This is a genomic window from Methylobacillus methanolivorans (assembly GCF_044751345.1).
GTDB classification, from domain to species: Bacteria; Pseudomonadota; Gammaproteobacteria; order Burkholderiales; family Methylophilaceae; genus Methylobacillus; species Methylobacillus methanolivorans.
In genome coordinates, this window is sequence record NZ_JBIWXY010000001.1 from 1,362,308 (window position 1) to 1,377,441 (window position 15,134).

The following is a 15,134-nucleotide window of genomic DNA, read 5'->3' on the forward strand; positions in this document are numbered from 1 at the left end:
CTATTAAGCTAGGTAGGCTCTGCTTTTAATCTCTGGCGGATATACGGCCAATAACTGGCGAGAATCAATGCCAAGGCCAGCAAGAGATAGGCCCAGCGCAATGAATAGGCAGTGACAAAGCTGGCGACCGGTTTCTGCTTCTGCACGAAGGTGTAGAAATCGGGCTTATCCTGGCCCAGTACGTACTGGGCATTGATCTCCTCGGCCAGCTCCTTCAAATATGCCTCTTCCAGCTTGGAAAGATAGCGGTCGTAGTCGGCAGAAGCCACTACCGGGTCGGGATCATCACGGCTGGTATCGCTATAGGTGACGCCGACCGCACCGGCAGAATTCTCTTTGGCATCTGACGACCAGTAGCCCACCCATTTGTTGCTGGAGTTGTAACGCGGGATCGGCACATCCTCGCTGCCGCCGACACCGACGAAGACGATATTTTCGCCGATCTGCACGTCATCAAGCTTGAGCTTGTTGATGGCGTTCACCTTGGGCGCTTCGTCGCCGTCGGTGAAGAACAGCAGGCGCGCAGGCGCATTCAACGAGTCGAAGGCCTTGGCAGCGCCCTTGACGCCAAAGCTGATGCGGCTGTTGCCGCGCCAGGACATGCGCCACTCCAGATGCTCAATCGCATCGACGATGATGTCGTAGTTGGCGCAGGTCTCCAGCGGCGTGAACAACAACGCGACGTCTTCCGCGGCAAACACGCCGAGGCTGAAGTAAGTACCACAGGGCGAATTCTCCACCAGCTTGCGCATCAGGTGGCGCGTGTAGGCCATGCGGCTCACCAGTTTGCCGTTGAGACTCACGTCCTCTGCGTTCATGCTTTGCGAGACATCGGCGAGCAAGAGGTAGTTATGGACGCGCTGCTTGAGCTGTATTTCCGGCTTGAAGATCGCCAGCAACAGCAAGATGACCACCAACAGATATAGCCCAGACTCGTAATGATCCCTTGCCCAGCGCCAGCCATGGCGCAGCCTCAACTGCCACTTCATGGCAGGCCCACCGGGATGTTGCTGAGCTCCATGCCTTCCTGTTCCTTTTTCAGCCCCTCGATGCCATTAGGCTGCACCAGCAGCATCAGGCTGAGGTTGAACTTTGCCTGCCTGAATGCGGGATCTAGCCGCAAGGCTTGCTCATAGGCGATCTGCGCCTGGGACAAGTCGTATTTCGCCTCGTCCTTGAGGCTGCCATCGTCATTGAGACGGCGCTTCAAGCCGGACTGCAGGAGGTTGTTGCCAATGTTGTACTGCACCAGCGCCTGCTGCGGCTGGCTCAACCCGGTTTCAAGCAGTTGGCTGTAGCTTTGCACCGCGTGCTTGTAATCCCCAGATTCTCCCAGTTTATAAGCCGCCATGAACTTCTGTTCAAAACCATAGCCGTCGTGAGTGACCAATGCCCCGGCCTGAATCTGCTGGTTGGCATCATGGCGCTGCACCAGCGCATTGACTTGGTAGACGCTGCCCGCCAACCCGGCAACCGCCAGCAGTCCAAACAGCAGGTTGAGGCCTTTTATGCGGATTCCCATGCTTTTACCCTGAAATTTTTAATGACAAACATGCCCAGACTCAACACCAGGGCCACTACAATCAAGTCGCGCGCATAATCGCGCCCCGGTACGGTGATGGCATACTGGATCGTATTCTTCTCGCGGCTGTCGATATCCTGGATCGCCATTTGCAGCGCCACGGGATTATCCGCCTCGTAAGCCTTGTAGGTGATATTGAGCGACTTGAAGAAACGGTCGAGCTGGATCGCCGCCGGCCCCCTGTCCTCTTCGAACACGCGGTCGCCGAATATGCTCACGTCGTCCGGTTCGCGCAACACGATCCAATAAAGCTTGATATCCTTGTCCTTGAGCTCTTCCCTGATCCGCGCCTTGACGCGGGGGCTGAGCTTGCCCGCGCCGTCGGACAACAGGATGATGGCGCGCGAGCCCGAGCTCTGGATGCTGTCGAACAGGCTGGCCGCCTGGGTGATGCCCGCACCGATATTGGTCTGGTTGATGCCGGCGCTAGTCGCCGCGTTGATCGCGGCATGGATGGCATCGCGATTGGCCGTGATCTTGACGCCATACAAGGCAGAATTGGTAAACGCCACCACGCCCATCATGTCATCGTGCCTGGAGTCGATGAATTGCGTAATCAGCCGGCGTGCGGCACCGGACTTGATTTCTCCCGCCCGGCCGCTGGTAGCGTCCCCGGCAAAAGGATGGTCCATGCTCACGCTGCGGTCGATCACCATCACGGTCTGCGCGCCCTTGCCGACGCGGTTCACGATATTGTCGCTGCCTTGCGGGGCTGCCAGGGCAAGCACGAGGCTAGCGATGATGACGGCCGTCACCACCTTGAGCAGCAAGACGATATTGTCCGAGAATGAGTCTTCCGGCACCATCTCCAGCCAGGAGTAGCGCTGCCCCTGCAGGCTCTTGAGCCAGAAAGGCACCAGTGCGAGCGGCAATAGCAGCAGGGCCCAGGGATTGAGCAAACTCATGCAACTCCCCGTTCACAATCCCTCAGCCGGCGACAAAGCTGCTGCAGCTCCTTGAGCAGGGCTGGGCTATCTGCGTTTTCGCCGGTGAACAGCAAAGACTCGGAGTGCTGGAAAAAGCTGTCGATCTCTTTTGCGAGCGGCTGATACTGCGGATGCTGCGCAAAAAACTCACCCAATTGCGGCCGGAACAAGGTGCTTCCATGCACCTGGTTGAATGCTTGGTGCACGTAGCCAAGGGCCTGCGCCTGGTGCCCGGCTTGCGCAGGCGTCTTGCGTAGCTTGCGATAAGCCTGTGCGAAGCTGCCGCCCATCCAAGGCAGCCAGCGACGGTCAGCATTGATATAGACCAGCCCGACTACGCCTACCAGGAACACAGTCAACGCAAGCGCCAGGCGCTCCGGCCCGGTATCGAGTAAAGCAGGCTTGCGTTGCGGCTGCGCATTGCTGCGCGCGGTATGGATGTTGCCCGCCGCCAGTGGCGCGCTCCAGAAATGCCAAGCAGGCACGTTCACCTCCGCTGGCGTATCGCCGCCGCCGAGCGCCAACGTCAAGGCGGGCAAACGCATGACGCTGGGCTTGCTTGCCGCAGCGAACACCTGGTAGCTGAGCTTGACCTCATAGCGCTGGCTGCCTGCAGCTTTTTCACCCTGCAGCGCGACGCCCACCAGCTCTATGCCGTCAACGCGCTCACCCTTTAGCGGCAAGGCCGACTTAGACAACTCGTAGGGAGGGCTGGCCTCGATCACCAGCCTGCGCTCGAGCACGTCACCTATCGTGATGCCTGTCGCAATGCGCGGGTTGTCCAGGCTGACCAGGGCAGCTTCCGCTGCATGTGCCATAGCTCCCGCGCAAAGGCCGATAGGAAGCAGGCAGATGGAAAACAAGGTCGTCAGTTTTTTCATGCTGTCAGGTATTTCTCAAAATAATGCGTCATTGCTTCGGCCTCGAATACCCCGCTGACAAAATGCGGCGGGCTCTCGAACGCCAGGAACAGGTCTTCCAGCGCCGCCCGGCGCTGCTCGAATGCGCTAATGAATTTGGCACGGATCGACTCGCGGAAGAAAATCGTACGGTCACGCCCGGTCTCTGGGTCCAGCATCGTGCCGAGGCCAAAGCGCGGCAGGCGCCGGTATTCCTCCTCTTCCCACAGCACGACAGGCACCACCTGGTGACGGGACAACATGTTCATGGCCTGGATGATGGTGCCGAACGGCATGTGGAAATCCGATATCCAGAACACCAGCCCCTTGTTCTGGCTCAACAGGGGGCCTACCTCCAGAATGCCATTCGAGCCTCGCCCGAGCGCGTCTATGCCGGTAAAGGAGTCGATACGCTCCAGGGCTTCATGCATCTGGTAGCTGAGTGGAAGCACGTAATCATCAAGCACATGCTGGTCATAGCCGATCAGGCTGAATACATCGTTCTCGGCTGATACCGAATACGCGATCGATGCCGCCACCTCCTGCACCAGCTCAATCTTGCGGCGGTCGCCCTTGTACTGCATGGAGCTGGACAGGTCACACACCGCATACACCGGGGTGATCGAGTCATGGTAGAACAGGCGCACCTGCACCTGCTCGTAGGGGTCGCGCAGGCTCTGGCGCAAATCCATGCGGCGCAGGTCAGGATAATCAACCAGTGAGGCGTTACCCTTATACTCGAACCCCAGCCCGCGCTGTATCCCCAAGTGATCGCCAGCATGGATGCTGGCAGACTTCCAGGGGATCTGGTAGGAAAACGGCTTGATATATGACGGCAGCATGACTCAGGACGGCACCGCCACGGTTTGCAGTATCTTGGCAGTCAATTCTCGGGCCAACACCGTGCGGCGGCTTTCGTACATGGAGTTGAACACGAGGCGGTGCGCAATCACCTCGTGGAAGACCGCATGGATATCCTCGGGATAGACATATTCCCGTTCCATGAGCCAGGCATGCACGCGGGCCGCCTTGAGCAGCATGCCCATGCCGCGTGGGCTAGCCCCGGCCTGGATGAGGCGCTGCATGTCGACGCCATCAAGCGTGATGCCGAAATTCTGCGGCTTTTGCGTGGCATCCCAGAGATCGATGACATAATCTTCCAGCGCCTGGGAGGACTGCACATGGTTCTGCAACACGTCGGAGAAATCGTTAAGCATATTGAATGGCAGCAGGCCGCTCTCGACAGTGCGCATCAATTGCTCGGCGTGCTGGAAACGCGTATCGAATACCAGCGCTTTGCGTAGCGCCTTGTCGTCTGGCACATTGATCGGGATTTCCATCATGAAGCGGTCACGCGCCGCAGCAGGAATCTCGAACGTCTCATTCTTTTCAACCTGATTGCGATCAGCAAACACGATCATATGTGGCAAGCGGTATTCACGCTTGAACGCATGCAAATGACGTTCAGCCATCACGCGCAGCATCAAGGCATGGACTTGCGGGCGGGCACGGTTGATCTCGTTGAAGAAGAACACAGAGAGATTCTCCCCTGCGCGCAGCAAGGGACCCTCGTCGATCTGCGGACGGCCCTCAGGCCCGAGGAAGGTATGGTAGACAAGATCATTCGGCATCAGATCCACCGTGCCTTCGATACGCTCATAAGCACCGCCAATGCCGCGCGCCACCGATTGCAGCAAGGTGGTCTTGCCGACACCCACCCCGCCTTCCAGCATGACATGTCCACGCGCGAAGATTGCGATATTGATCAGGCGTATTGCCGTATCCTGCCCCACAATCACACTCTTTACCGCATCCTCTAACTTCAGAGCACGCATTCTCCAGTCTGCCAATTGACCTTCCGTTGCTGCAATTGCCATAGCCATCCTCAGTCGAACACTTGTATACAGATCTGTATATTTTGAAAGATGAATTAACTTTTGGCAATGATTTTTAGAAAAATTCCTGAATAACAGGATTTAATCCCAGCAGACCATACAACAATCATTGACTACACCCCTCATCAAATACAACGCTTTGCCAAGCACGATGAGAGAAAAGTGACAACACGGCATAGACCACCAAGATGCCTAGCCCTAGATCAGCTCACGCTTATCCATGGCACAGCGATACAAGATCAACGTCTTTTTTGACAGGAAGGGCAGTAGAAAGTCGATCGTTGCCCCAAGCGCAGCACTTGAATTGGGGTATTACACACTAGGCAAGGTTGATGCGTGCGCCCATAGACAAAATAGGTTTGCTGAAAATAGCCAGGGTTGCCATCTGCACCAAAAAAGTCGCGCAAACTGCTTCCTCCGGCATTCAAGGCATCCTGCAATGTCAGCTTGATCTCACCAACCAGTCGCTGGCATTGCGCCAGCGTCAATGCCTTCGCGGGCGTTTCTGGATGGATGCCCGCACGAAACAGCGACTCACTGGCATAAATGTTCCCTACGCCCACGACCAGGTGACTATCCATCACGACCACCTTGATTGGCGAAGATCGATTACGAATAGCCGCATGCAGAAACTCGCCGGTAAACGCAGCATCCAGCGGCTCCGGCCCAAGCACATTGAGCAACGCATGCTCATCGGGCTGCTCACCAGCCCATAATACGGCACCAAACCTGCGCGGATCGCGCAAGCGCATGACGCGCCCATCGGCAAAATGCAGGTCAAAATGATCGTGCTTTTCAGCGGGAATATCTTGCTCAAGCAGGCATAGCCGCCCAGACATGCCCAAATGCAGAATCAGGCAACCACGCTCAAAGCGTGCAATGATGTATTTACCGCGCCGATTAAGCTCCAGCAATTGGCTGCCTTGCAGCAACATGGGCAAATCAGCGGGAATCGGCCAGCGCATCGCAGGCTGGCGAATGACAACTTGCGTCACGGTAGCACCCACCAAGGGCACCAAACCGCGACGCGTTACTTCGACTTCTGGTAATTCAGGCATGGCCTTTGTTTAATTACCCAGCCCCACTGGTGGATTGAGTAAGGTAAAGCCAACATCGGCAGGGAAATAATAACGCATCCCTTCATCCGGACGCCCCAGTATCAGTTGCGGTGACTCTTGCAGCTTCTCGAAATGTACCTGCTTACCATCCTTGAGCTTTACCGAAAACGAAGGATAGTTGGCCTTGCGATCTGGCGTATATGGCTCCACCGACAGCGCACGGATTTTTGTCCAATACTCGTCAAACCAAGCATTAATATCATCCTGCTTTGGTTTGGCATTAGCCACAGACACCTGCCATTTTCCATTGGTATCCATCTCTAGCTGCAGGCGCACATCTTCCCATTGCTCCAGGCGCGAGAAATCAAAGCCAATGACTTCCTCCCTCGGTTTCAGCGGGCTCTTGTCGAGCATTTCCAGCAATTGCGTGGAAGCTGTTTCCGCATACAGGCCAGAGAGCAGATAAACGCCATCCTTGTAGGCCACGTATTGCTCTGCAGTCACCGGGTTATAAAGCCCAAAAATGAACTCTTCATCATTAAGCTTGATCTTGAGTCGTGGATTATCCAGACCAAACCGCGCAGGGTCTGCCGCAGAAAATTTCTCACGGCTCGTTGCAGCCACAATCGAGACGATACGCTGCACAGTCACCTGATCGGCACGAGCAGAATACGGCTGTGTCAAGTACCAAAAGCCATCCTTTTTCTCGAAGGTCACAGGCGCCTTGGCAGGGAACTCCAGGCTTAGCTTGTTGAAATCAGCCAGCTTGAGGCTGGATACCTCATAGGTTGCGGCCTGCTCTTCATGCTCCTGCGGCTTTAGATATAGGAATGCCACGATCCCTACCACTAATAGCAGCAGCACCAGATTTACGATCCATCTTGACCTCATGCCTTGCGACGCCTCCACCAGATCACAATACCAATCACGATCAAGCCGATAGGCAAGATGCGGCTAAAACCAATGAAGACGAATTGTGCCAGCAAATTGGCCCAGCCTTCGGATGGGATCACGATGTTCACATCCTTACGCGGCTTGGGCTGTATGGTGATAAGCCTATCGTCACCGGCCAGCCAGTTAACCATGTTCAAACCCAGGTCTAGGTTGCCGCCGTTGGAAAGGAAGGTATTGGCAAGGAAGTTACCATTACCCACCACGACCACGCGCTGGCCTTTTTCGCCGTATTTACGTTCCAGCGCCACTGCGATGTTGATCGGGCCAGGCAAGTCCTTCTTGTTGTCAAAACTGACGTTATCATCCACTTTGCCGGTTTCCAGCCAGCCATTGGGCGCAACTTCGACCAAGTTGGATGCACGCCAGCCATTATCAAAAGAATCCTCAGCGTGAATCATGCGCGCTTCTGGGAACAAGGTACGCAGCATGAAATTCTTGGTGATCGCATGTACGCCATATTGGTTAGCAAATGCCACCTTGGCATCCGCACCATAGCGAGTCGCAGACAAATCAACCACCATGCCTGGTGTCAGTTGCAGGCCTAGGTATTCGGCAATTGGTTGCAAGCCATGCAGATTGACCTCATCGTCAATCAACCACAGCAAATTACCGCCTTTTTCCAGATACTGCTTGATCTTCTGGACTTCAACCTCGGTCACATCTACAGCGGGGCTGGCAATCACCAACATGGAGCCATTACTTGGCACCTCTTGCGCTAGCAGCAAGTCAGGATTGGAAAGCTTGAAACCCTTCTTTTCCAGATGGCGACCAAAGTCTCCCAAGTCATGATTCTTCACGCCGATGAGGCTACGTTCACCATGCCCATCCAGGAACATGATAGCGTTCTGGTTAGTGCGTGACAGGCGCACCAGCAGGTTAGTCATGTCCTGCTCAACAAAAGCCTGCGGCGGTACGATATGCTCGGTACGCTGGTTGTACTCCACCACCAGCTCAATCTCGGCCTTTACACCAGCATCCTGGGTCGCCTTAGGCTCCTCGGTGGGGCTGATAAAGCTTAGATTGATATCCGGCTTGATACGCTTGTAGCGCTCAACGAATTTGTTGATGTACTTGCGGGTGTCATTGTCCTTAACGACGTAGGCCGTGATATTGATCGGCCCCTTCATTTCTTTCAGGACATTGACACTGCCCTCTGTCAGGGTATTGCGCCCACCCTGCGTCACATCACGGCTCACATGGTATTGGTAAGTCAGGAAGCCGAGCAGGAATACCAGCACCAGGAACAGCACCACGAAAAAGCTATTTTGTACGAATAATTGAAAGCGTAGTTTGCGATTGGTTTTCATAAATTCTCTCGATCAGCCACGCAAGCGATCTGCATCCAGCCTACGAATAGTCAGGGTCAGAAAAGTAACGATAAACAACAGGAAATAAGCAATATCGCGGGTATCCAGCATGCCGCGTGAAAATGGCTCAAAGTGGCGCATCAGGGAGAAGTTAGCCACCGTGTTGCTTGGATCACCAGCAAGGAAATACTCGATCAACTGCAATGCAAGCAAGGCAACAAAAGTAATGATGGCGGCAACCACCGGCTGTTGCGTGGTGCTGGAGACATAGGTCCCCAATGCACAGTAACTCGCCAACAACAGGAACAAGCCCAGCAGATTGGCCAGCAAATAGCCGAAATCAATATCCGCCCAAAGATTGAGCGAAAACACCATGGCACCTATCAGCAATACGTTGATGGAGAGGAAAGACAGTAGCCCCACAAACTTGCCGAGGACAATTTCACTCAGCGACAAGGGAGCGCTGAACAGGAAAGGCAGCGTTTGCTGGCGGCGCTCTTCGCTGATCAGGCGCATTGAGAGCAATGGCACGGCAAACAACATGATAAAAGGCGCGATACCAAAAACGCTGCCACCAACGAACTCGGTAACACCGATACGCTGGTCTGGCCGCATGGCACCTGACATGGTGAGGAAATATTGATCCACACCCATCAGGTAGAACGTGGCGAACACAAACTGCAACAGGGCAAGAATCACCCAGCCCATCGGCGAGGAAAACAAGCCCTTCAATTCTTTTCTGGCGATATTGACGATCATGAGAAATCCTTAAAACACACACTGCCTGCCATCAGGCAGCAGCTTCCTGGAATGTGAGCTGGACGAAGACCTCTTCCAGCGAGGTCTGGTCAGGATTGATCTGGAACAGGCCCCAGTTCTGGCTAACAGCAGCCTGCACCAATGCCTCCGACGGCGCTTCGCCGGGGGTATGGCGGAGTCGCAACAGATTGCCTTCCAAGGCCTCGACTGACTCTACCCCCGGAATAGCCAACAAGGCTTCGTGGGCGGGAGGCTGCTTGAGACCCACCAACAAACGGTTGCCATGGCGCTGTTGCTTCAAGACATCAATACCGCCATTAAACACCAGGCTGCCCTTATGTATGATCTGTACACGATCACACACCATTTCGACTTCCGGCAGGATGTGGGTAGAAAGGATGACGCTGTGTTCGCCACCCAACTCCTTGATCAAGGCGCGGATATCGCGAATCTGGATCGGGTCCAACCCCACGGTCGGCTCATCCAGGATCACCACCATCGGGTTGTGAATGATGGCTTGAGCAATACCCACACGCTGCTGATAGCCCTTGGATAGATTTTCGATCAGGCGCTGGCCCATCTCGGTCAGGCCACAGCGCTGTTTGGCAATGTCAACGGCCTTCTTGATATGCTGGCGGCTAACACGATGTAGACGCGCTGCAATGGTCAGGAATTCATCAACGGTCAGCTCACGGTACAAGGGAGGCTGCTCAGGCAAGTAGCCTATCAACGCCTTGGCATCCTTGGGGCGCTCCATTATATCAATACCGCAAATCTTCACCGAACCATTGCTGGGAGCCAGGTTGCCCGTCAGCATCTTCATGGTGGTGGATTTGCCTGCGCCATTAGGCCCAAGAAAGCCCAGCACCTCGCCCTTATTCAGGGTAAAACTGACATCGTTAACCGCAGCACGGCTGCCATACTTACGGGTTAACTCTGAAGCCTCTACGGTAATAGTCGTCATATATGAGTGAATTATCCGGTTTTAAGGGGTGCTAAGTTAGAAAAACATCACTCGCCTGTCAAGTTTGTCTCGCCGTTGCAACCTATCTGCATTGCAAGAAAACCCTGACTTGATTGACATATCGCATTCAACCTCACGCTAGTAACAATACAAAGCCACGCACTAAATCATACAGATAGGTAAACCCCACCCGCATAGCGCAAAGTTTATAGCATCGCGCATTATGGGTGAACTTGTGTGTACTGTCACGGACTAAGAAATACGGTGAAAAATGATGCAAAACTTGCATCCACCCCATTGAAAACAAGCCCAGCAGGCCTCAATATGCTATTTAACCAATCCGCCACGAGATTTCCTTGAAAATGCCTATCAGCAAAAAGATCGTACTTGCAGTTGCCTGCGCAGCCATGTCACTAGGCATGGGGAATACCGCCAGTGCAGCCACCAAGACAACAAACCCTGAGCCTACGCTCACAGGCGAGTTCGTCTACAAATACCTGATTGGCGAAATTGCTGGGCAGCGTGGGCAGTTTGACCTGGCCAGCGCATTATTCCTTGATCTTGCCCAGACTAGCCAAGACTCACGCTTAGCGGAGCGTGCTGCCAAGACTGCGGTCATGGGCAATGATGGCCGTACTGCGATTGATGCAGCTAACCTGTGGTCGCAACTGGACCCAGCCTCCACCGAGGCACACCAGGCGTTGACCCAGATGCTGATCAACACTGGCAAGCTCAATGAAGCAAAACCCCACCTGAAGGCCTTGCTGGCTAACGAAGAAGGTCGCGCCAGTGGCTTCATGTTCCTCAACAACCTGCTTTCTCGCCAGCAAAACAAGGCGGCGGTATTGACCCTGGTGCAGGATTTGGCGCGTGACTACCCTGACCTCCCTGAAGCTCATTTTGCCATCGCCCACGCTGCCTGGAATGCAGGCAATACCGAGCTAGCACTCAACGAACTTAACCAGGCGAACAAGCTACATCCCGGCTGGGAAATGGCAGCACTCATGCAAGGCCAGGTTCTGCTGGGAAAGTCTCCAGCACAAGCCGTGGACTTTTATCGCAGCTTTCTTTCCCAGCATAACGATGCCAACGAGGTGCGCCTGGCTCTAGCACGCATCCTGGCGGCACAGAAAAAGTTTGACGAGGCCAAGAGCGAGTTCATCAAGCTCATTGAGGCATCTAACGGCAATCCAGAAATACTGGTCGTCGTCGGCCTGCTCTCGCTACAAGCCAATGAACTGCCTGATGCAGAGAAATACTTCAAGGATGCGCTAGGCAAGGGATTCAAGGATAAAGACCAAATCTATATCTACCTCGGGCAGATCGCGGAAAAAAACCGTAATGACGATGAAGCGCTGCAATGGTATAGCAAGGTTGCCCCTGGCGAGGTGCGCTATGTAGATGCCCAGCTCGGTGTCGCAAACATTATCTCCAAACGCGAAGGCATTGATGCCGCCATCCAGTCACTGGAAAACCTGCCAGACCTGACCGATGCACAACGTGCAGCCGTCGTGCACTCCCAGGCGAATGTACTCACACAAGCCAAGCGTTATCAGGAAGCATACTCCCGGCTGGAAAATGCTATCAACACACTGCCCAACTCGCCTGAGCTGGTGTATGACTTTGCCATGGCAGCAGAACGCGTCAATAAAATCGACGTGATGGAACGTGAGTTGCGCAAACTGATCAAGATGCAGCCAGAATTCTCCCAGGCCTACAACGCCCTCGGCTACTCCCTGGCTGACCGCAACGTACGCCTGGAAGAGGCAAGGGTACTCATTGAAAAAGCCCATGAATTAAGCCCGGAAGATCATTACATCCTCGACAGCCTGGGATGGGTATATTATCGCCTGGGCAATTTGGACAAGGCCTTGGATTACCTACGCCGCGCCTACTCGCAACAACCCGATCCAGAAATTGCCGCTCACCTAGGAGAGGTACTCTGGAAACAAGGCAAACGCGATGAAGCCGTCAAGACCTGGGAAGCCGCCATTTCCGCCTTCCCAGAGAATGAAGTCCTGCTCAATACCAACAGGAAATTCAAGCGTTAAGATGCCGTTCGTTACACGCTGGCTATTGCTAGGCGCGGTATTGGCGCTGACTAGCTGTGCCAGCCTACCTCCCTCCATCAGCCCAAGTACGCCTGAAATACACCAGGAACACTTGGCTAGCTTGGCTGACATTGACCAATTCCAGCTCAAGGGACGTATCGGTGTGCAAACCGATACCAAGGGTTTCTCTGGCTCCACTCAGTGGCAACACACGGCAGATCAGGATACTGTCGCCTTGTTTTCGCCATTAGGCAGCCAGGCCGCCTCCATCACGCGAACGGCAGAAAAGGTTAGCCTGATAACCAGCGACAATAAGCACTATGAAGCTGCCGACGCCGAAACCTTGACCGAGCAAAATCTGGGCTGGCGACTGCCCATGCGCGGACTATCCGACTGGGTGTTAGGGCGCCCGAACCAAGAAGCCGTAGAGGCCTCACAGTGGGATGCTGCTGGGCGCTTGGTCAAGCTCAAACAAGATGGCTGGGAAATTGAATATGGCCAATATATTGGCATCAACCAATATCAACTACCCACCCGAATTACCCTGCGCAACGCCAGCAGACTCACGCTCAAGCTGATCGTGCAGCAATGGCAACTCCCTTAGCCCCAAGCAACACTGCCTCATCATGACCTTGCAAGACTTTCAAGCTTATCCAGCACCGGCAAAAATCAATCTCTTTCTGCATATCACTGGCCGTCGACCAGATGGCTATCACCTCTTGCAAAGCGTGTTCCGCCTGCTAGATTTTGGCGATACCATACATATCCGCCCGCGTGCAGACCAGGCCATTCATCGCACAGAAGATACGCCCGGCGTACCTGAGGCTAGTGATTTATGCATTCGCGCAGCCCACCTTCTCAAACAACACACTGGCAGCCAATTAGGTGCTGACATTCATGTCACCAAACGCACGCCCATGGGTGGTGGACTGGGTGGCGGCAGCTCTGATGCAGCCAGCGTTTTACTGGCCCTCAATCGCCTCTGGAAACTAGACCTCCATCGCGAGGAATTGATCTCTGTGGGATTAAAACTCGGGGCGGATGTCCCTTTCTTTATTTTTGGCGAAAATGCCTGGGTAGAGGGAATAGGCGAAAAATTAACATCAATTCAATTGCCTAATACCCATTACGTGGTCATTACGCCTCGCATCCACATCTCGACCGCAGAAATTTTTGCATCAAAGCAATTGACAAGGGACACGAATCCCACGACAATAGCGGCCTTTCTGAGGGACTTGGTTCACAACGATCTCGAAACCGTAGTTAGACGGCAGTACCCGGAAGTTGAGAAATGCATAGATTGGCTCTCTCAGTTTTCCAAGGCTCGTATGAGTGGTTCTGGCGCTTCGGTATTCGCTGCATTCGATAACCAGGAAGCTGCGAAAGCTGTACTTGCAAGAATAAATGAAACGCGCGAATTGCAACAATATGTAGATTGCGATGTCTCAGGATTTCATGCAAAAGGATTAGATCAACATCCATTACACAGTTTCGCCAACTGACAGAAATAACGATCAAATGGGGAGTCGCCAAGCTGGTTAAGGCACCGGATTTTGATTCCGGCATGCGAAGGTTCGAATCCTTCTTCCCCAGCCAGAATAAAAGCGTGTAACTTAAAAATTACACGCTTTTGTTTTTTGTACGTGATTTATACAAGCTATTCCTCGCGGTTTACTTTAAAGAGATAAGGATTCCAACTGTGGCCAAGGGCGACATGATGGTATTTACCGGCAACGCCAACCGTGCGCTTGCCGAAGAGGTAGTAAGTCACCTGGGCATCGAACTGGGGCGGGCCACTGTAGATCGCTTCAGCGATGGCGAAGTGATGATCGAGTTGCTGGACAATGTCCGTGGCAAGGACGTCTTCATCCTGCAATCCACCTGCATGCCAACCAACGACCACCTCATGGAAGTTATGGTCATGGTTGATGCACTACGTCGCTCATCGGCTGGTCGCATCACGGCAGCGATTCCTTATTTTGGTTATGCCCGTCAGGACAGACGGCCACGTTCGGCACGTGTTGCGATCACCGCCAAGGTCATTGCCAACATGCTGACCACAGTCGGCGTGAATCGCCTGCTGACCATGGATTTGCATTCTGACCAGATTCAGGGCTTTTTCGATATTCCGGTAGATAACATCTACGCTACGCCTATCCTGCTAGAAGATTTGAGCCAGCAAAAGCATGATGACCTGATCGTGGTTTCACCAGATGTAGGTGGCGTGGTACGTGCCCGTGCAGCAGCCAAGCACCTTAACGTCGACCTGGCTATTATCGACAAGCGCCGCCCCAAGCCCAATGTGGCCAAGGTCATGAACATCATTGGTGATGTAGCAGGTCGCACCTGTGTGCTGATGGACGACATGGTCGATACCGCCAATACCTTGTGCGAAGCCGCTATTGCGCTCAAACAACAAGGTGCAAAGAAAGTGGTGGCCTACTGTACTCACCCAGTCCTTTCTGGCGAAGCAGTATCACGCATTACAAATTCCGAACTGGATGAAATGGTCGTCACCAACACCATTCCATTACGTCCCAATGCACAACAATCACCGAAGATTCGTGTCGTGAGTGCGGGGAAACTGTTTGCGGAAACTATACGCCGCATCAGCAATGAAGATTCAGTCAGTTCCCTGTTTGTAGATTAAACAGGAACATGGTTCCGGCGGCTGAGCAATGCTCAACCGCCTTTTCTGTTATCTGGTCGCGGATAACAGGCAACCCCAGGGCCTATTTG

At 53.9% G+C, this 15,134-nt stretch carries 15 protein-coding genes and 1 tRNA gene; 5 read left to right on the top strand and 11 right to left on the bottom strand.

The annotated features are described in order from the left end of the window. Window positions 1–8: 8 nt before the first annotated feature. From ACIKP9_RS06325 to ACIKP9_RS06375, 11 genes are all read right to left on the bottom strand, one after another. Entirely contained in the window at window positions 9–989 is a 981-nt protein-coding gene (locus tag ACIKP9_RS06325; RefSeq protein ID WP_400880722.1) for a vWA domain-containing protein, read from the bottom strand. Continuing rightward, window positions 986–1,522, bottom strand: coding sequence for a hypothetical protein (locus ACIKP9_RS06330; protein ID WP_400880724.1), 537 nt, complete (start codon window positions 1,520–1,522; stop codon window positions 986–988). Before ACIKP9_RS06330 ends, ACIKP9_RS06325 begins: the two co-directional genes overlap by 4 nt. Further along, window positions 1,507–2,487 (bottom strand): vWA domain-containing protein, encoded by a 981-nt coding sequence (locus ACIKP9_RS06335; RefSeq protein ID WP_400880727.1) that lies wholly within the window; start codon window positions 2,485–2,487, stop codon window positions 1,507–1,509. The genes ACIKP9_RS06330 and ACIKP9_RS06335 overlap by 16 nt, the downstream gene beginning before the upstream one ends. Further along, window positions 2,484–3,389 carry a nonribosomal peptide synthetase MxaA gene (locus tag ACIKP9_RS06340; RefSeq protein ID WP_400880729.1) on the bottom strand — a complete coding sequence of 302 codons (906 nt, stop codon included), beginning with the start codon at window positions 3,387–3,389 and terminating at the stop codon, window positions 2,484–2,486. Before ACIKP9_RS06340 ends, ACIKP9_RS06335 begins: the two co-directional genes overlap by 4 nt. Then, window positions 3,386–4,249, bottom strand: coding sequence for a DUF58 domain-containing protein (locus ACIKP9_RS06345; protein ID WP_400880732.1), 864 nt, complete (start codon window positions 4,247–4,249; stop codon window positions 3,386–3,388). The genes ACIKP9_RS06340 and ACIKP9_RS06345 overlap by 4 nt, the downstream gene beginning before the upstream one ends. 3 nt (window positions 4,250–4,252) lie before the next feature. Continuing rightward, entirely contained in the window at window positions 4,253–5,284 is a 1,032-nt protein-coding gene (locus ACIKP9_RS06350) for an AAA family ATPase (RefSeq protein WP_400880734.1), read from the bottom strand. A gap of 257 nt (window positions 5,285–5,541) precedes the next feature. Beyond that, on the bottom strand, window positions 5,542–6,360 hold the full coding sequence (gene mutM / locus ACIKP9_RS06355) for a bifunctional DNA-formamidopyrimidine glycosylase/DNA-(apurinic or apyrimidinic site) lyase (protein ID WP_400880737.1): 819 nt from the start codon (window positions 6,358–6,360) through the stop codon (window positions 5,542–5,544). A gap of 9 nt (window positions 6,361–6,369) precedes the next feature. Beyond that, window positions 6,370–7,251, bottom strand: coding sequence for a DUF4340 domain-containing protein (locus ACIKP9_RS06360; protein ID WP_400880739.1), 882 nt, complete (start codon window positions 7,249–7,251; stop codon window positions 6,370–6,372). Then, complete coding sequence (locus ACIKP9_RS06365) at window positions 7,248–8,621, bottom strand: GldG family protein (protein WP_400880742.1); 1,374 nt, start codon at window positions 8,619–8,621, stop codon at window positions 7,248–7,250. Before ACIKP9_RS06365 ends, ACIKP9_RS06360 begins: the two co-directional genes overlap by 4 nt. Before the next feature lie 12 nt (window positions 8,622–8,633). Further along, window positions 8,634–9,380, bottom strand: a complete 747-nt coding sequence (locus ACIKP9_RS06370; RefSeq protein ID WP_400880745.1) for an ABC transporter permease subunit — start codon at window positions 9,378–9,380, stop codon at window positions 8,634–8,636. 31 nt (window positions 9,381–9,411) lie between these two features. Continuing rightward, the gene (locus ACIKP9_RS06375) at window positions 9,412–10,344 is read right to left on the bottom strand and encodes an ABC transporter ATP-binding protein (RefSeq protein ID WP_400880748.1); all 933 of its coding nucleotides are present in this window, start codon (window positions 10,342–10,344) and stop codon (window positions 9,412–9,414) included. A 362-nt stretch (window positions 10,345–10,706) separates the two neighbouring features. On the opposite strand from ACIKP9_RS06375, the gene ACIKP9_RS06380 reads away from it, so the two are divergent. The 5 genes from ACIKP9_RS06380 (at window position 10,707) to ACIKP9_RS06400 (ending at window position 15,045) form a co-directional block, all read left to right on the top strand. Beyond that, on the top strand, window positions 10,707–12,395 hold the full coding sequence (locus ACIKP9_RS06380; protein WP_400880751.1) for a tetratricopeptide repeat protein: 1,689 nt from the start codon (window positions 10,707–10,709) through the stop codon (window positions 12,393–12,395). Between the two features lies 1 nt (window position 12,396). Beyond that, window positions 12,397–12,999, top strand: coding sequence for a lipoprotein insertase outer membrane protein LolB (lolB, locus tag ACIKP9_RS06385; RefSeq protein ID WP_400880754.1), 603 nt, complete (start codon window positions 12,397–12,399; stop codon window positions 12,997–12,999). Window positions 13,000–13,021: 22 nt separating this feature from the next. Further along, window positions 13,022–13,897, top strand: a complete 876-nt coding sequence (ispE, locus tag ACIKP9_RS06390) for a 4-(cytidine 5'-diphospho)-2-C-methyl-D-erythritol kinase (protein ID WP_400880757.1) — start codon at window positions 13,022–13,024, stop codon at window positions 13,895–13,897. A gap of 17 nt (window positions 13,898–13,914) precedes the next feature. Then, window positions 13,915–13,991, top strand: a tRNA-Gln gene (locus ACIKP9_RS06395). 118 nt (window positions 13,992–14,109) lie between these two features. Continuing rightward, window positions 14,110–15,045 (top strand): ribose-phosphate pyrophosphokinase, encoded by a 936-nt coding sequence (locus ACIKP9_RS06400; protein WP_230348079.1) that lies wholly within the window; start codon window positions 14,110–14,112, stop codon window positions 15,043–15,045. The last annotated feature ends 89 nt before the right edge of the window (window positions 15,046–15,134 follow it).